Here is a 16,484-nt window from a genome sequence, read left to right as displayed (position 1 = left end):
CGATGAGTGAAATAAAGACGGGAATGCGCTTGAAGAGCGCCGTGTCTGATGTAGAAGTGATGGTTGTAAAATGTGAGGGCGTCTCCTCGCTCACCTGCGGCGACGTGCCGATGGTGCCGAATACGGAAGCCGCCCCTTCGGATGCGGGCGATTACGCCGGTGATGAAGTCTGCCAGCTCGGCAAACGCTATATCAGCCCGCAGGGCTCGATAGAAGTCGTCTGTGTCAAAGGCGGGAAGGGTGGCCTTGCTGCGGATGGTGAGCCACTGGAGGTCAAGGCCCCCACCGCATTGCCATCGTCCGATTGAACGCGGAGTCCGGGAACGATGAATATTGCGATGCTACTTCAGATGGCGGCAGACGCCTGCCCGGACCGCAAGGCACTGACCAGTGGGCACCTTCATTTCACCTACAAGGAGGTGCTCGAAGCAGCCGCAAAGGCGGCAGTGCTGATTCGCAATAGTGGCTGCAGGTATGTAGCTCTGCTCGATGTGAGCAGTCCAGCAGCACCCGTTGCGCTGATGGGTGCGGCCATGGCCGGTGTGCCCTATGTCCCGCTCAATTATCGACTGACGCACGAGCAGCTTGATGGGTTGTTGAGCCGGATCGAGCCCGCGCTGATTATCACCGATCCCGTGCTTCCGACGCTTGAGGTCAGTGGCGGGTCGATCGTGAAGCGGCGGCCGGATTTCCTGCAGGAAGTAGAGCAGGTGACGGCGGCTGACGTTTCATGGCCGGAGGATCCCGGCCTGGTCGCAGTGCAGCTCTTCACCAGCGGCACCACCGGTACTCCGAAAGCGGCCATCCTGCGTCACGAGCATATTACTTCGTACATCCTCGGCTCGGTAGAATTCATGTCGGCAGCGGAAGGCGACAGCGCACTGGTGACGGTGCCGCCCTACCATATCGCGGGCATCTCTGCCGTCTTGAGCGGAATCTATTCCTGTCGCCGCATTGTGCAGCTCCCTGACTTTGGTGCTGCCATCTGGCTTAACCTCTGCAAGCGTGAGAACGTGACCAACGCCTTCGTTGTCCCGACCATGCTTTCGCGGATCGTGGACCACATCGGCTCTATCGATGGCAAACCGGAGCTGCCCAGCCTGCGCGCAATAGCGTACGGCGGTGGACGCATGCCTGTGCCGGTGATTGAGCGGGCCCTGGAAATCTTCGAGGGTGTCGACTTCACTAACGCCTACGGGCTCACGGAAACGAGTTCCACGATCGCGCTGCTCGGCCCCGAGGATCACCGTGCGGCCTTCGCCAGCCACGACCCTCTTGTGCGCGAGCGCCTTGGTTCCGTGGGCCGCCCACTGCCGTCCGTCGAGCTCGAGATACGTAATGAAGCGGGCAAGGTACTTGGGCCGGGTCAGAGCGGCGAAATCTACGTCCGCGGCCCCCAGGTGTCCGGAGAATACCTCGAGCGCAATGCCTGCGGCGCCGATGGCTGGTTCCCTACGCGGGATGCAGGATACCTCGACGATGACGGCTATCTCTTTCTTTCGGGGCGCGCAGACGACGTGATCGTGCGCGGCGGGGAAAATATTTCTCCCGCGGAAATCGAAGACGTGCTGCGCGAGCACCCCGCGGTAGCGGATGTCGCGGCGCTGGGCATCCCTTCCGACGAGTGGGGGGAGACGGTGGGGACGGTTGTGGTGCTGCGCCCCGGCGAAGAGGAGCAGCCGGCTGAGCTGCGCCACTTTGTGAAGGCGAGGCTGCGCTCTTCCCGGGAACCCGAGTCCATCGTGTTCATCCCGGAGCTGCCCTACAACGAAATGGGCAAGCTCCTGCGTCGGGAACTCAGGGCGCTGTTTGCCTGAAGCGGCGCTCCGGGATGGCACTGAAAACCTGGAGCGCAGAAGAGCTCCTGGCCTGCTGCCGGGCCGGCAGGCTTGAAGAGCAGTTCGCCGCTCCCCTTGGTGATGGTGTTGTGCTGCTCCTGCTGGAAGGCAATGATGGCCTGAGTGATGCTGAACGCCGGGCGCTGCGGGGCTGGTTGCGGCGGGCGCCGTGCCCCGTCATCGGCATCGGCGACACGGAACTACCGCTCGCCGGTTACTGTGATCTGTGCGCCGGGTCGGAGGCAGAGGCGCTGGCGCTGGCAGAGCGTATACAGCGCTGGCCGGGTGCCGCGCGCGTACTGGTGCAAACCCTGCGTGCTTCGGAGCAGCTATCGCCCGAGCAGGGCCTCGACCTGGAGTCCCTGGCCTACGCGACGCTGCAGGGCGGGCAGGAGCACCGGGCCTGGCTGGCCTCACGGCCCGCTCCTGCGCCTCCGGCGCTCGAGACCGGGGCCCCGCTCCTGGTGACGCGCAGTGGGCAACGGCTTTGTCTCTCCCTGAACCGTCCACGGAATCACAACGCCCTTTCAGCGGCGCTGCGGGACGCCCTCTTCGAGGCGCTGACCTGCCTTGCCCTGGACCCGGACATCGAGCAATGCGAGCTGCGAGCCCGGGGCGACTGTTTCAGCATCGGCGGAGACCTGTCTGAGTTCGGTCTCGTACCCGATACCACGACAGCCCATCTGCTGCGCGGTGCACGCTCTCCTGCCCGCCTGCTCCTGCGGGAGGCGGGGCGCGTTACGGTCTATGTGCATAGAGCCTGCATCGGTGCCGGCATTGAGATACCGGCCTGTGCGGGCAGAGTGGTCGCAGAGCGCAACGCGTGGTTCCAATTGCCGGAACTTTCCATGGGCCTGATTCCCGGTGCTGGAGGCTGTGTCAGCGTTTCGCGCCGCATCGGCCGGCAGCGCACCGCCTGGATGGTGGTGAGTGGACGCCGGGTCAAGGCTGCCGAGGCGCTGCGCTGGGGCCTGATCGACGAGATTGCCTAGTCACGCTGATGGACCACCGCGCCGTCGATGATGGTCATTGCCACGTGCCCTGCGTCAAGGTCGGCCAGTGCCACGGACCAGGGCGCATCCAGGAGGCACAGGTCAGCCGCCGTTCCCGGGCGGGGAATAAGCCTGGGCGTTCCCGGGCTACCAGCCTCGCCGGTATAGAGCGACAGGGCTTCCGCGGGAGACAGCGCTTCATCCGCCCCGATCCGCACGCCGTTGCCGGTGCGCCGCGATACCACTGAACGCATGGCAAACCAGGGATCGTTGATCCCGTAAGGGCTGTCGCTGCCGGCCGCGAGGGGAACGGCGTGCCGCAGGAAACTGCCCGCGCGATAAAGAAGCGGTATGTCGTCCAGCTCTACCTGTTCGAGATACTGCTCGCCGCGCTCGGCGATAAAGTGCGGCTGTGTCACGACCGTCAGACCGAGGGCGGCTATCCGTTCCAGTGCATAGGCGTCCGTCACGGATGCGTGCTCGACCCGGTCTCCCGGCAGCGTGCCCGCACTTTCCAGGGCGGCGATGAAATAGGCCAGTTCCACCCTTGTAGTGCAGTGGGCGGCCACGGGTCGGCCGTGGCGGTGCGCCGCCGCAATGGTTCTTTCGAGTTCAGTCAGTTCCGGCAGCGCCGCCTCCCGCAGATAGATCTTTCTCGGGCCGGTGCGCAGTCCGTCGCCGGCCCGAAGCCCGTCGAGCTCATCGTTCCCCATGACCATGAGGCGCTGACTCAGCTCGCCCGAGCGGCGGGCTTCGCCAAGCAGTGCCCAGGCCGCGTCGCCATTGTTGACGCCGGCGTCCGTGACTCCTGTGATACCGTAGCCTGCGAGTTCTGCAGAGAGTGCTTTCAGCGATGGTCTGCTGTGTCCCAGGCGCTTGCCCAGCCAGTCATCGAGGTTGAAGAACCGACCGCTGAGCCGTCCACGGCTGTCAACCTCGGCGCCATCGGGAAGGTGGTCTTCCCGTGACAGGTGGAGCCGCTCGATCGCCGCTGAGTTTAAGATCCATAACATTCCGCTGCGATGCTGGATGCGGATGGGCCGCTCGGGACAAACCCGGTCAAGCCAGTCGCGGTCGAGTCCTTCGCATGCCGAATCGTGAAATGCCACGCCGCGGATCCAGCCGTTACCATGATCGGTGCTGGTCAGGAGGGCTTCCTGCAGCGCTGCCTCATCCCGCACGGCAGGGGGACCACAGACCGTTGACTGCCTCGCCACTGCGGTGGCAAACAGGTGCAGGTGGTGGTCGTGAAGGCCCGGCAGCAGCGCATTCCCCCGGGCCTCGATGACTGCCTCGCCGCCCAGCCGGGGTAGGGAAGGGGCCATCTCGGCAATGAGCCCGCCCTGGATCCTGGTATCGACAAGCTCGTTATTGAACAGCTGGGCCTTTCGTATGAGGAGCGCCGGGGAAGCCACTCACAGATTCCCCGATGCCAGATCTCTGAGAACGTCGCCGGTGTCCGCGCCGAGCGATGCCGCGCTACTCGCTGCCACACGTGCAGCGGGGGGTTCAGGCGGGGAAGGGGCCTCTTCCTCCCGGCCTGCCAGGCTCTCTGAGCCCAGGAAAGCGCTGACACCATAGAGGGACAGATCCAGCAGGAGCCCGCCGCCCTTCAGCCATGCAGACCACGCCAGCAGCGCGCCGGCGAGTCCGGTGAGCGGGTCTGCAATGGCATCACCGCAGAAGACCGGGTCGCTTCCGTCATCGCTGACCAGCCAGGACAGGCCGGCGGCGACGCCGGCGTCGTCACCGTAAGCGATCCAGTTGCGCATCGGCTCTGTTCGCCCGTAGCCGGAAATGCCCAGCCAGGTACTGCCGGGAACCGCGGCGACAATATCGGCAGCGAGGATACCCATCTGCTCCAGGGCACGGGGACGGGAGGATTCAATCACGATGTCCGCGGCCCGCAGTAGCCTGGTCAGTACCTCGCGATCAGTCTCTCCTTGCAGATCGAGGGCCACGCTTTCCTTGCCACCATTCAGCAGATCGAAGAAGGCGGGCGGGCCCCCACGGGCGCCATCGGGCCGGGTGGTGCTTTCTACCTTGATGACCCTGGCCCCCAGCTGCTGCAGGAGCTGGCCGCACAGCGGGGCCGCCCAGAGTGCCCCGAGATCGAGGACCAGCGGCCGGGGGCGCCGTGGGCGAGCGGGTTTGCTGTAGCGTGTCGCAATGAACCAGCCGGCCGCGGCACGCGGGCGGGCGAGGGGCGCGGCGGCCAGGCCGAGGAGTCTTGCCCGCGGCACCAGGTCGCGGGTACGGCATTCGGCGATGCCTTCTGCCAGTAGCGTAAAGTCATATACCGGCCGCTCCAGCCAGGCGGGCAGCAGCTCCCAGTCTGACTCCCTCGGAAGATTCAAGGCAATCCAGCCGTCGCTGGCAGGCAGCAGGTGACAGGCACCCCCGCAGGAGGTGCGACCGCGGCGGGTGAAGCGCGAAACCGCTGCACGCTCAGCCAACAGGCGGAACGCGTCGAAGCCCGGATCGATCCGGTCGTCTGCGAGTGCAGCGAGTGCAAGCCAGCAGCCCTGGGCAAAGCTCGCCACCGGCGAGGGGCACGGGCGCGGATCGCCATTGCTGTGACCTGTCAGCCACTGGAGGCCCGACTGCGCCCAGAGGTTTGCGGCGCTGCGTTCATCGTCCAGGGGGAGGGCGGTTGTCTCATGGCCCAGCGAGTCGAGGATCACCCGTGCATAGTGGCTTGGAGTCTGCCCCGCGGGACGCGCCTGCTGCCGACGCCGCGAGGGGTGGTGGAGCGCGCTGGCTTCACTCGCCTGGGGAGTTGAGGAGGTCATTGCGTCGCTTAAGCCTCTCGTTGCCCGCGGGAGTGGGCCTTGCTGTCAGACGGATCTCCACTGTAGCAGCGTGAACGGCGCGGGTCCCTCGCTATGGTGCTCGAAGACGCCCTCGACAGCCTGGCCGATGGACACTTCCTGCGCCGCGTCGCCCAGCAGATTACCGACCAGGCGAACGCCGCCGGCTTCCGGGATCTCGACCAGTACCACGAGGTAGGGGCAGGCCTCGGCGAGCACCCTGTGCGTAGGGTGCCACACGCGCTCGTAGCTGTAGATGAGGCCCCGCGGCTCCACGGCGCAGAACGTGTGCTCAAAGGAGTGACAGTCGTGGCAAAGCCAATCTGCCCCCCACTGCCAGGCATGGCAATCGCTGCAGCGTTTCAGCAGCAGTTTTTCCTCCCGCAATCCATCCCAGAAAGGAGCGTCCAGCCCGTCCCGTGCCGGTGCCGGGCCTGGGAGCCCCGGGGGTAGATAAGTCGCGCTCACAGTGTCGTCTCCGCGCCCAGAATACAGTTGCTCACCGGTGTGGCCCAGGAACCGGACACCATCATGGAGATTTCCGCCCCCGGCACCTGGTTGGTAGAGGCGCCCCTGATCTGCTGCACGGCCTCGACTAACTGGCTGATGCCGTGGGTGTAGCCTTCGGCGAGGTTACCGCCACTCGTATTGAGGGGAAGTCTGCCGTCGGGAGCCGTGAAGTTTTCGAGCGTAAAGAAGTCGTTGGCCTCTTCGGCCGTGCAGAATCCGTGCTCGATCATTGCGACCACGACGCCGCCCGTGAAGTGCTCGTAGCATTGCAGCACATCGATGTCGGCGGCACTGACCCCCGCCATGGCGTAGAGGCGTGGAGCCACGGTCGAGAAGTTGGCGCCGCCATAATCGGGCGAATTGTGAACCCGGGCGGCGCCGCGATGCGGCGCGCCGCTCGCTGCTCCCAGGAGAAAGCAGGGCGGGTGGGGGAAGTCCTTTGCTCTTTCGGCGGCGGTGACGATCAGGGCTCCCGCGCCATCGTTCTCCTGGCAGCAGTCATACAGCCGGAAGGGTTCCACGATCCAGCGCGCTGCGTCGTACTTCTCCTCGGTAAGCGGTTTGCCGTACATCATGGCCGACGGGTTGTTCTGTGCGTGCCGGTAGGAGGCCAGCGCGACCGCGCGCATCGCGGAATGCTGAATGTCGTGAAGTTTCATGAAGCGTGTCATCTTCATGGCGAATAGCTGCGCGCCTGCCATGAGTCCGTAGGGCGCCGTATGCGCACTTTCGCCCCTCACTTCCTGCTTTGCCGGCCCGCGGCCGAGGCGGCCGAATTGGCCCTGGGCGAGGCCGCGGTAAACCACAACGCACTCTGCCAGGCCGGTCGCCACAGCTGCCGAGGCGTTGGCGAGCGCCGCGGCGACGCCGCCGCCGCCGCCGCCCCAGACCATGTTGGAGTAGCGCAATTCCCGACAGCCGAGCGTCGATGCGAGGCGCGCGCCGTTGCTCCGATCATCGCTGAACGAGGAAAACCCGTCGATGTCGGCGGGGCTGATACCCGCATCCCTGCACGCGGCAAGGATCGCCTTCAGCGTGAGCTGGGTTTCGGCATCGGGGGACTGGCCATGGCGGTAGAAGGGCGTTTGTCCGACCCCGACGATGGCGGTCCGCCCCCGCAAGCTGCGATCCATGAGGTTTCTCTTTGCCGGCAGGTTGTGCGAAATATACCTAAAAAACTATATTAAAAGTATCTATAGCGGACTTTTTCAAAGTAGGTAGAGCTTGTTCCTTGCATTTGCGCCTTGTGGACACGCTATAGATGAGTAAAGATACTATAAAGACCATCAAAAGGGTACGCTCATGGGCCCCGCGAAGGTCCTCGAGGTCGCGCCTGGCCCGCCGTGGAACAGGGCGGCACAATTCAGAATAATGGATGACGTCGTGGCGTCGAGGGGGTACTCAGTGTTTCGAATTCCGCTGCAGTTCGCAGGAGCCTTCGCGCTCCTGGTCGTTTCGGTGTCGGGGCTGCTCGTGGGCGGCGTCGTCGCGCAGGCTGAGCAGGCGGCCGGGAACCCGGGCGAATGGCGCGGCTTTGGCAATGATCCGGGGCACACCAAGTACACGCCGCTGGATCAGATCAATCACGACACCGTCAGCCAGGTCGAGATCCTCTGGAATCGTGAATCCGTCTCACCGGCCCTTGTGGAAGAGGAGCCGGACATCAACCCGATCGCCAATTTCCGCGCGACGCCCATCATGGTTGACGACGTGCTCTACACGACCAACGGTGTCGGCCTGGTCGAGGCGCTGCATCCGGGAACCGGGGAAACACTATGGGTCCAGGAGCCGCTCGAGAAAGGGTTCCGGGGCCTCGCGGGCATGAGCACGCGAGCCGTCGCCTACTGGAGTCGGGGGGAAAAGCGGAGAATCCTGGCTGCCAGGGGCGATTACCTCGTATCCATGGACGCCGCGTCCGGTCGCCTCGACACGCAGTTCGGTGACGGCGGGAAGGTTAACCTGCGCTGGAAGCCGGACGAAAAGGGCGTGCTCCGGGCCGGCCCGTCGGCGGGCCCCATTGTGCTGGGCGACCTGGTCATTGTCGGTGGCAGTAACGCCTGGGACTTCGGCGTGCTGGAACAGGGCACCTCAGAAGACATCAGGGCCTTCGACGTGGAGACGGGCGAACTGGTGTGGACCTTCCACGTGTTACCGAGAAAAGGCGAGTTTGGCTATGATGGCACGGTAGCTAGCAGCGGGGGGGCGGGCGCCTGGGCAGCGCTCAGCGCCGACGAGGAACTGGGCTATGTTTATGCGGCGACCGGCTCGCCCAATAACCCATGGTTCGGTGGTCACCGCCCCGGCTCCAACCTGTTTGCCAACAGCGTGATCTGTATCGATGCCAAGACCGGTGAGCGCGTCTGGCACTACCAGGTCGTGCGCCACGACCTCTGGGACTACGATATCGCCGCCGCACCAGTGCTGGTAGACATTGTTGTCGATGACACACCGATCAAGGCGGTCGTCGTTACCCCCAAGCATGGGTATATCTTCGTGTTCGACCGGATGACCGGGGAGCCCGTTTGGCCGATTGAAGACCATCCTGTGCCCGGGTCGAGCGTTCCCGGCGAAAAGGCAGCGGCAACGCAGCCCTACCCGACGAAGCCCGCGCCGGTGGACCAGCAGGGGCTCAGCGAAGACGACGTGATCGACTTCACTCCGGAACTCCGCGCCGAGGCGCTTGAAATTCTCAAGCCCTACGTCACCGGGCCCACCTTTACACCCCCTACGCTGGAGACATCGGATAGCAGGGGCACGCTGACCTATCCCGGGTCGGCGGGCGGCGTGAACTGGAATGGCCCTGCTTTTGACCCAGAGACCAACATGCTCTTCGTTCCCTCTTTCACGGCTCCGTGGGTGAACAGTCTGATCACGCCGCCCGAGTCCGTGAAAGCAACGATTTCCTACATCCATGGCCCCGATTTCGAGAGCAGCGACATCATGGCCGCGTGTTGTACGCAGTGGGAGCTGGCAGGGCCTGACGGCCTGCCCTTGTCCAAACCACCCTACGGCCGGATCACGGCAATTGATCTGAATACTGGCGATACCGAATGGGTCGTTGCGAATGGTGACGGTCCACGCAATCACCCCCGGCTGCGGGATCTCGATCTTCCGCCTTTGGGTAATTCCGGCAAGGCCGGAGTGCTGCTCACGAAAAGCCTGTTGTTCATCGGAGAGGGTTCGGATGTGAACTCCCTGTATGCAGGTGAGTACGGTGGCGGGGGCAGGATGTTCCGCGCCTACGACAAGGTGACCGGTGAGGTCGTCTGGGAGATCGAGCTGCCGGCGGGCGCAACCGGTTCGCCCATGAGCTACCTGTACGAGGGCAGGCAGTACATTCTCCTTGCCGCAGGAGGAGAGGGCGGGGGGCCGCAGTGGGTAGCACTGGGTATTCCCGATAGCCCCCAGCCGAGCCCGGTTCCTTAGTCCTCGGCAGATTGTACCGGCGGGTGCCGATTACTGAGCCGATGCCGGGCAGGGCGTGGTAATGACGGTGGGGGGCCTATGGGTCCGACGGGCTTTCGGCCTGATGCTGCTCGTTGCCGCATGCTCAGATCCGGCGCACCCCGCAGAGCAGAAACGCGAGAGCCGGCCTGACATTGGCTGGCCCCATCACGGGCAGGACCTCGGCGAGGCGCGCTACAGCCAGCTGGCCGACATAAACGCGCGGAATGTGGGCAGGCTTGGCGTTGCCTGGACCTACGAGCTGGCCACGACCATGGGCGTCGAAGCCACGCCGCTGGTCGAGGACGGCGTAATGTACGTCACCGGGCCCTGGAGCGTTGTGCATGCCATTGACGCTCGGAACGGCAAGCACCTCTGGACCTTCGATCCCCGGGTTCAGCGCCAATGGGCCAGGTGGGGCTGTTGCGGTCCCGTGAATCGAGGCGTGGCGCTCTGGAACGACCGCGTGTTCGTCGGCACCTTCGACGGTCGATTGATTGCCATTCGGAAGGCAGGTGGGAGCATGCTGTGGGAGGTCCAGACAACGCCTGATGGCCCTCCCTACACGATCACCGGCGCTCCCCGGGTGGCCGACGGGCGGGTCATCATCGGCAACGCTGGCGCGGAGTTCGGTGTCCGCGGCTACCTCACAGCCTATGATGGGGAGGATGGCCGCGAACTGTGGCGTTTCTATACCGTTCCCGGCGATCCCTCCCTGCCCCTGGAACACCCGGACCTCGCGGTAGCGTTGCCCACCTGGACCGGTGAGTGGTGGAAGTTCGGTGGTGGCGGCACGGCCTGGGACTCGATCGCCTACGACCCCGCGCTTGGGCTGTTATATGTGGGCACTGGCAACGGGTCGCCCTGGCCGCATTGGCTGCGAAGCCCGGGCGGGGGCGATAACCTTTTCCTGTCGTCCATCCTGGCCCTGCAGGTCGAGACAGGCCGTCTCGCCTGGCACTATCAGACAACACCGGGAGAGAGCTGGGACTACACGGCGGCCCAGCACATGGTACTCACCGATCTTTACTGGAAGGGCGAGCAGCGAAAGGTGCTCTTGCAGGCACCCAAGAACGGGTTTCTCTACGTGCTGGATCGAATCAGCGGAGAGCTCCTTTCGGCCAAGCCTTACGTTGCGGTCAACTGGACCTCCGGCGTTGACCTGGAAACCGGACGCCCAATAGAAACAGGCGACGGCGATTATTCAGATGCAATGAAGCGAGTGATGCCCGGCCCCCTTGGCGGGCATAACTGGCAGCCGATGTCCTTCAGCCAGAGAACCGGGCTGCTCTATTTCCCCGCTCAGGAAACCGCCCTCGAGTATCGGTCGGCCGAGGCGTTTTCGCACGATTCGCGTACAGCGAATCAGGGTCTTGAGTTCGACCAGCGCGTCATCGAAGCCATGCTGGAAAACCCGCCCGTGATCAAGGGCCATCTGCTTGCCTGGGACCCGGTCAGAGAAGCCGTCGCATGGTCCAGGCCTCAGGAAGGCCCCTGGCACGGCGGCGTGCTTTCCTCTGCCGGCGGCCTGGTTTTCCAGGGCACCGCGGATGGCATGCTGACAGCCTATCGTGACACTGACGGCGAGGTTTTGTGGCAGCTGGAGAGCGGGACAGGGTTTTCGGCGCCGCCAATCACCTATCGCCTCGATGGAGAGCAGTACGTGGCGATCGCTGCCGGTGTTGCAGGAGCGGGCTTTTCCGGACCCCTGCAGGGTGCCAAGATCAACGACTTTGTGAACCATACGCGTGTCATTGCATTGAAACTCGATGGCGAGGGCGTGCTGCCGCCGCCCGAGGAGCGGGGCCGGGCACTGCCTGCGATGCCGGCGATCGAGATCGATGCAGCACGGCTCGAGTCGGGAGAAGCCATGTACGGCAAGTTCTGTGCAGCCTGCCACGGTACAGCCGTGGTGAGCGGCATGCTCTACCCGGACCTGAGATACCTCTCACCGCAGAAACACGGCCTGTTCAAGGAAATCGTGCTCGATGGCGCTCTTGTCGAGCGGGGTATGCCTCGCTTTGACGATGTCGTGGACCCTGCGCAGGCAAAGGCTCTGCAAATGTACATCCTGTCGCAAGCCAAGGCCTTGCGAGACCGCGCCAGCGCAGCCCGACAGTGAGGCCCTGCCCGCCCTGAACAGGTTGCGGGCCGATTAAACGCTTTCGCCCCCGGGGCGGGGTCGCAGCCCTTGGTCGTCCCCCACCCGAAAGTCTGCCCCCAGCCCGAACCGGGCGAAAGACCGGCAGCCATAACAAGACGCTGTAGCGCCGCAACGCGCCCCGTGGCACGGAATACCAGATGAATGGCGCGCATTGTTATTCCGCGTCAACGCAAGCGTTGCTAGTTTCTTTAGCAAAGCTGCACCTTCGTCTCATGCCATCGAAAAAAAGATAAGAGAGGGCTCATGAAAGCAGTGCATAAACAACCTGTTGTCTCGCCACTGGCCGGTGTTTGCGTTATCGGCTGCCTGCTCTCGCCAGCCTATGGCTCCGAGTTGAGCAAAGTCATGGAAGAGGTGACGGTCACCGCTACCAAGAAGGCTGCCGGGCAGAGCATTCAGGACGTCGCTATTGCCATGTCCGCGTATGGGCAGGAGCAACTGGAGATCCTGAACGTGCGGGACTTGAAAGACCTGACCTATAACATGCCGAATGTTGCCCTTGACGAGATCGGGTCGAAAAGAGGAACGGCAAACTTCTCGATCCGGGGGCTCGGCATCAACAGCTCCATTCCATCTGTGGACCCCACCGTCGGCGTGTTTGTCGACGGGGTCTACCTCGGGGTCACAGCCGGCATGGTGTTCGACCAGTTCGACCTCGAGTCGATCGAGGTGCTGCGAGGGCCCCAGGGTGTGTTGTTCGGCCGCAACGTGATCGGCGGTGCGGTGCTGGTGAACACAAAGGACCCCACGAGGGAACTCGAAGGCGAGGTCCGCGCTGCGGTTGAAAACGGGCTCAACAAGTATCTGACCGGCTCCATCTCGGGCCCGCTGGTCGAGGATAAATTACTCGGCAAGCTGGCCGTCTATTTTAATGAGGACGACGGCTATTTCGACAATGAGGCCAACGGTAACGATAACCTCGGTGCCTGGGAGACGACGATACTGCGTGGCGGCCTGAGCTACCTGATCAATGACTCGGCCACGGTCACCCTGAAATACGAGAACGGGCAGTCCGACGGCGACGGGCCTGCGGGCCAGAACCAGGCGCTGTATCCACGCGACAGTTTTTCCGTCGGTATCGATACGGAGGGCTACTACGATATCGAATGGGATATGGTCTCGGCCGAATTCAATATGCAGCTCGGCAGTGGTGTTCTGACCAATATCGCCGGCTGGCGGCAATTGGACGAATATACCCTGATCGATGTCGATGCGACGCCGAATAATGTGTTCGATGTACTGACCGGGCTGGAGCAGGAGCAGTTCAGTAACGAACTCAGGTACAACTTCAGGCCCATCGAAACGCTGGACCTCACGATCGGTGCCTACTATTTCAATCAGGATATGTTCATGGTGGACCAGCGGCTGATAGGCGGCGGCGCAACCAATATCACTGGCGGGGGCACCCTTGACCACACCACCATGGGCCTTTTTGTTTCCGGTGACTGGAACCTGTCAGAGACGCTGACGCTGATTGCGGGCATCCGTTACACCTTTGAAGAAAAGGATGCAAAGGTGGCGACGCTCTCCACGGCCCTCCCTTGCGTAAACCGGCCGGTAAGCTGTTCAACGTTCGACTTCGCCGACGACGAAAACTGGTCGAACCTGTCGCCAAGAATCGGTTTGCAGTGGTTTCCGCAGGAAAACACGCAGTTCTATGCCACCTACAGCAGGGGCTTCCGCTCCGGCGGGTATAACCTGCGCAATACCTCTCCAACGCTTGCGCCCGGACCAATCGATGAAGAAGAGCAGGACGCCTTCGAGGTGGGTCTCAAGTACCAGGGCCTGGACAATCGCGTGAGGCTCAACCTGGCCGCTTTTTATACGACCATCGCCGACATGCAGCGGGTGGTCCAGATACAGGATGAAGCCACCGGCCTGATCCAGGCAACGCTCAATACCGCGGATGCCACCATCATCGGTGCGGAGGTCGAGCTGTCCTACGCGTTTGCCGATAGCTGGCTGCTGGAAGCCAATGTCGGTGTGATGGAAGGTGAGTACGACGAAGTCCGCTTTGACCTCAACCAGGATGGCGTCGTCGACGCCAATGACGAGGATCTCGAGCTGCCCCGACTGGCGCCGCTTTCCTACGGGCTTGCACTCAGCTGGAACCGGGACATCTTTGGCGGCGACAACCTGATGGCGCGAGTGTCGTTCAGCCACCGGGACGAGGCGTACTACTCGGACAACAACCTCGGCCTGCTCGACGAGGCCGACTGGTTGAACGCGAACCTCACCTTCTCCAATGCCAGCAGAAGCGTGGAGGTCTCGCTGTTCGGCCGTAACCTGCTCGATGAAGTGACACGCGCCAGCGAGACGCTGCTCCCGGAGAGCCCGGCGTTCGGGTTCACCCCCGGAGGCCCGATACCGAATTTCGCACCGTTGAACAAAGGTATTACCTACGGAATGGAAGCGCGCTATCGATTCTAGGGCTCATCGCCGGGTCCCGGTGGAGACGACGCCGGTTGCTCCCTAAGGGGCGGGCCGAGGCTGCGCTTCTCCTGGCGCCGGCCTCAATCCGCCCCGATGATGCATCTTGAACGCGGCGGCAGAAGCCGCCAGCAATGCAAGCAGAAACAGGACGCCGGATACGCTGATGAGGCCGTTATAGCCCACGCTTGTCAGCAGGCTGGCGCCGAGGGCAGGACCCGAGATGTTCCCGGCCCACAGCCCGACGGTACCCAGGATCATCAGTCGCCCGGCCGGATCCCGGGTCGCCAGCAGGCCGAAGTAGCTGGGAATCATGAAACCCACGCTTCCGAAGATCATCATCACGGAAGCCGTGTAGGCGGCGTACCCATCATCCAGCAGCAGAACCACGGTTGCGCTGAGCGCGAGCAGCAGTCCGATGGCGATAGGAATTGCTCTCCCCACACCCTTGGCCACAAGGGCGATCAACGTGCTGCCCAGCAAGGATGCACCAAGCCCGAGGGAGAGTGAGACGCCTATCTTCGCCGACGGAATGCCAAAATGAGCCCCGATGCGCTCGTAGTAGGTCCACAGGCTATTGGCAGAGGTGTATAGCGCCATGAGTGAAAGCAGTATCAGCAGGGTAGGTGCGCGGTACAGGTGCGGTGCCGCAGCGGTGCTTCCGTGATGATGCCGCGGGTTTGGCGCCGGCAAGAACTGAAGCAGCGCAAAACTCAGCAGCGCCAGAGCGGCAATGCCGCCGAAGACGCTCAGCAGGCCGTACCGGTCCAGCAGTGGCGGGAACAGCAGGAAACCCATGACGCCGTAGATCGACATGGTTATCACAACCAGCGCGTAGGTCCGGTCGGGGTTGCGAAAGCGAGGGATGCTGGCGGCGACAAACGCAGCGAGATAGCCCTCGCCCATTCCTGCAACAGCGCGGATAGCGAGCAGTGCGGTCAGGGAGGTCGCCAGCCCCGACATGATGCTGCCGATAGCGATAAGACTCAGTGCGATCGCAACCAGGCTGCGTTCTTTCCCGTTGTGGTTGACGAGCGCGGCGGCGATCAGTGCGGTGCACGCCCCCGCTACATTGGAGATCACCACCAGCCCGGCCCCGGCATCGCTGAGGCCCAGTTGCGTCACGAAGCCGCCCACGAGCACGGGCTGGATGTTATAGAAGCTCATGCTGAGCATGCCCAGCCAGATCACGGATAGCTGGGCGATGCGGGGCTGTATAACTGCGGCGATCATATAGCTATACGACCTCTGGGGGTGGGGTTGCCGCATGGTTCGTGGAATTTGCCGATGCGGCCCTGGCCCGACAGGCAGCAATCGCTAGCCGGCTCACCGGGTGGTTTTGCATCAGGCCCCCCCTTTAAAGATTTATAAAAGGTATCTAAAGACCCGTATATGATCACAAAAGACAAAAAATTTGAAACAAGATAGCCACGAAGTATCATATATAGTATAAAAAAGGCGTGTCTGCGCAGCTCTGGTGTGCCCGTTCTTCCGCTGGCGAGATCCCGAGTCGGTTGGGGGTGCCGGCACGGCGACGCGCTTTGTCAACGCTTCGAACGCATGGAGGGGGTTATGGCGGTTCTCAGAATTCACCAGTTTCAGGCAATGCTGGATCGCTGGGATGACTGCATGGGCCGTACCCGTGAGTACGCGAGCTGTTTTGAGCGCCTCGGCGCCAGCTCAAGGTTGTTTCAAGTCGCCTATGGAGGCGATCAACAGGACATGTGGCTCGTGACGTCGATGCGGGACTGGTTCCAGGCCGGTGAGATCAGTCAGCAGCTGGAGGCTGACCCTGACTATCAGCGACTGCGTCGCGACGACAGGGACGCTCCAGTCTTTGCCGATGCCACCATCTTTGCGTTCGACGAGATACCGCTGCCGGAACTGGTCGAGCCGATGAGCGACCCGCTGCCTGCCTCGGGTGACGGCGCCCTGTCTGCCGGGCCGGCGATCTGGCAGGTTCACGATTTCGAGCCGCTGCGTCCCCGCTGGAACGACTGTCTGGCCCGGGCTGACGAGAACAGCCAGTTCATGGGCCGCGCCGGTATTCCATCAAGGCTTTATGTTGCCGGTCCCGGTGATCCGGCCGGCGCAATGCATATGCTGTTCATCAACGAGCTGGATAACTGGGTCCAGTTCGGCGCCTTCCTCGAATACTGCAAGAACCATCCGGGCTATGCGGAGATGTTCGAGGAGGGCGTCTCCGATTCCGTGCATACCAATTATTCCTTGCGCACCCTGGCAGAAGTACCCCTGTAATAGGCATGGCAGTCTTCCGCGCCCAGAAGAACAAGAG

Annotated in this window: 12 protein-coding genes; 7 read left to right on the top strand and 5 right to left on the bottom strand. The window is 63.1% G+C overall.

Annotated features, from left to right (window positions below; all coding sequences use genetic code 11):
- Nucleotides 1-2 precede the first annotated feature (2 nt).
- Genes RKE50_RS10360 through RKE50_RS10350 form a run of 3 tightly spaced genes read left to right on the top strand, consistent with a single transcriptional unit; the run spans nucleotide 3 to nucleotide 2,830 of the window.
- On the top strand, nucleotides 3-308 hold the full coding sequence (locus tag RKE50_RS10360) for a hypothetical protein (RefSeq protein WP_350036325.1): 306 nt from the start codon (nucleotides 3-5) through the stop codon (nucleotides 306-308).
- A gap of 18 nt (nucleotides 309-326) precedes the next feature.
- Nucleotides 327-1,817 carry a class I adenylate-forming enzyme family protein gene (locus RKE50_RS10355; protein ID WP_350036324.1) on the top strand — a complete coding sequence of 497 codons (1,491 nt, stop codon included), beginning with the start codon at nucleotides 327-329 and terminating at the stop codon, nucleotides 1,815-1,817.
- 14 nt (nucleotides 1,818-1,831) lie between these two features.
- Nucleotides 1,832-2,830: an enoyl-CoA hydratase/isomerase family protein gene (locus RKE50_RS10350; RefSeq protein WP_350036323.1), complete on the top strand. Its 999-nt coding sequence runs from the start codon at nucleotides 1,832-1,834 to the stop codon at nucleotides 2,828-2,830.
- Here the strand turns inward: RKE50_RS10350 and RKE50_RS10345 are convergent.
- Genes RKE50_RS10345 through RKE50_RS10330 form a run of 4 tightly spaced genes read right to left on the bottom strand, consistent with a single transcriptional unit; the run spans nucleotide 2,827 to nucleotide 7,283 of the window.
- Nucleotides 2,827-4,245: an amidohydrolase family protein gene (locus RKE50_RS10345; protein ID WP_350036322.1), complete on the bottom strand. Its 1,419-nt coding sequence runs from the start codon at nucleotides 4,243-4,245 to the stop codon at nucleotides 2,827-2,829. The genes RKE50_RS10350 and RKE50_RS10345 overlap by 4 nt on opposite strands.
- Nucleotides 4,246-5,622 (bottom strand): CoA transferase, encoded by a 1,377-nt coding sequence (locus RKE50_RS10340; protein WP_350036321.1) that lies wholly within the window; start codon nucleotides 5,620-5,622, stop codon nucleotides 4,246-4,248.
- Nucleotides 5,623-5,667: 45 nt separating this feature from the next.
- Nucleotides 5,668-6,108, bottom strand: a complete 441-nt coding sequence (locus RKE50_RS10335) for a Zn-ribbon domain-containing OB-fold protein (protein ID WP_350036320.1) — start codon at nucleotides 6,106-6,108, stop codon at nucleotides 5,668-5,670.
- Nucleotides 6,105-7,283 (bottom strand): thiolase C-terminal domain-containing protein, encoded by a 1,179-nt coding sequence (locus tag RKE50_RS10330; protein ID WP_350036319.1) that lies wholly within the window; start codon nucleotides 7,281-7,283, stop codon nucleotides 6,105-6,107. Before RKE50_RS10330 ends, RKE50_RS10335 begins: the two co-directional genes overlap by 4 nt.
- Before the next feature lie 271 nt (nucleotides 7,284-7,554).
- Between RKE50_RS10330 and RKE50_RS10325 the strand changes: the two genes are divergently transcribed.
- The 3 genes from RKE50_RS10325 (at nucleotide 7,555) to RKE50_RS10315 (ending at nucleotide 14,188) form a co-directional block, all read left to right on the top strand.
- Nucleotides 7,555-9,576 (top strand): outer membrane protein assembly factor BamB family protein, encoded by a 2,022-nt coding sequence (locus RKE50_RS10325; RefSeq protein ID WP_350036318.1) that lies wholly within the window; start codon nucleotides 7,555-7,557, stop codon nucleotides 9,574-9,576.
- Nucleotides 9,577-9,679: 103 nt separating this feature from the next.
- Nucleotides 9,680-11,716 carry a PQQ-dependent dehydrogenase, methanol/ethanol family gene (locus RKE50_RS10320; RefSeq protein ID WP_350036317.1) on the top strand — a complete coding sequence of 679 codons (2,037 nt, stop codon included), beginning with the start codon at nucleotides 9,680-9,682 and terminating at the stop codon, nucleotides 11,714-11,716.
- Between the two features lie 285 nt (nucleotides 11,717-12,001).
- Nucleotides 12,002-14,188, top strand: a complete 2,187-nt coding sequence (locus RKE50_RS10315) for a TonB-dependent receptor (RefSeq protein ID WP_350036316.1) — start codon at nucleotides 12,002-12,004, stop codon at nucleotides 14,186-14,188.
- 42 nt (nucleotides 14,189-14,230) lie between these two features.
- Here the strand turns inward: RKE50_RS10315 and RKE50_RS10310 are convergent, their stop codons facing one another.
- Nucleotides 14,231-15,421, bottom strand: a complete 1,191-nt coding sequence (locus RKE50_RS10310; RefSeq protein WP_350036315.1) for an MFS transporter — start codon at nucleotides 15,419-15,421, stop codon at nucleotides 14,231-14,233.
- A 339-nt stretch (nucleotides 15,422-15,760) separates the two neighbouring features.
- Between RKE50_RS10310 and RKE50_RS10305 the strand changes: the two genes are divergently transcribed.
- The gene (locus RKE50_RS10305) at nucleotides 15,761-16,447 is read left to right on the top strand and encodes a hypothetical protein (RefSeq protein ID WP_350036314.1); all 687 of its coding nucleotides are present in this window, start codon (nucleotides 15,761-15,763) and stop codon (nucleotides 16,445-16,447) included.
- The last annotated feature ends 37 nt before the right edge of the window (nucleotides 16,448-16,484 follow it).

Source organism: Pseudohaliea sp. (assembly GCF_040217025.1).
In the GTDB taxonomy this organism is placed as follows: domain Bacteria; phylum Pseudomonadota; class Gammaproteobacteria; order Pseudomonadales; family Halieaceae; genus Pseudohaliea.
Note: the sequence above shows the minus strand (reverse complement) of the source record. Positions and strands in the feature narration are given on the sequence as shown.

What these genes read in the sequence shown, in the direction of transcription:
- RKE50_RS10360 (WP_350036325.1), top strand. Translation starts at nt 3, where the DNA reads ATGAGTGAAATAAAGACGGGAATGCGCTTGAAGAGCGCCGTGTCTGAT.
- RKE50_RS10355 (WP_350036324.1), top strand. Translation starts at nt 327, where the DNA reads ATGAATATTGCGATGCTACTTCAGATGGCGGCAGACGCCTGCCCGGAC.
- RKE50_RS10350 (WP_350036323.1), top strand. Translation starts at nt 1,832, where the DNA reads ATGGCACTGAAAACCTGGAGCGCAGAAGAGCTCCTGGCCTGCTGCCGG.
- RKE50_RS10340 (WP_350036321.1), bottom strand. Translation starts at nt 5,622, where the DNA reads ATGACCTCCTCAACTCCCCAGGCGAGTGAAGCCAGCGCGCTCCACCAC.
- RKE50_RS10330 (WP_350036319.1), bottom strand. Translation starts at nt 7,283, where the DNA reads ATGGATCGCAGCTTGCGGGGGCGGACCGCCATCGTCGGGGTCGGACAA.
- RKE50_RS10320 (WP_350036317.1), top strand. Translation starts at nt 9,680, where the DNA reads ATGCTGCTCGTTGCCGCATGCTCAGATCCGGCGCACCCCGCAGAGCAG.
- RKE50_RS10315 (WP_350036316.1), top strand. Translation starts at nt 12,002, where the DNA reads ATGAAAGCAGTGCATAAACAACCTGTTGTCTCGCCACTGGCCGGTGTT.
- RKE50_RS10310 (WP_350036315.1), bottom strand. Translation starts at nt 15,421, where the DNA reads ATGATCGCCGCAGTTATACAGCCCCGCATCGCCCAGCTATCCGTGATC.
- RKE50_RS10305 (WP_350036314.1), top strand. Translation starts at nt 15,761, where the DNA reads ATGGCGGTTCTCAGAATTCACCAGTTTCAGGCAATGCTGGATCGCTGG.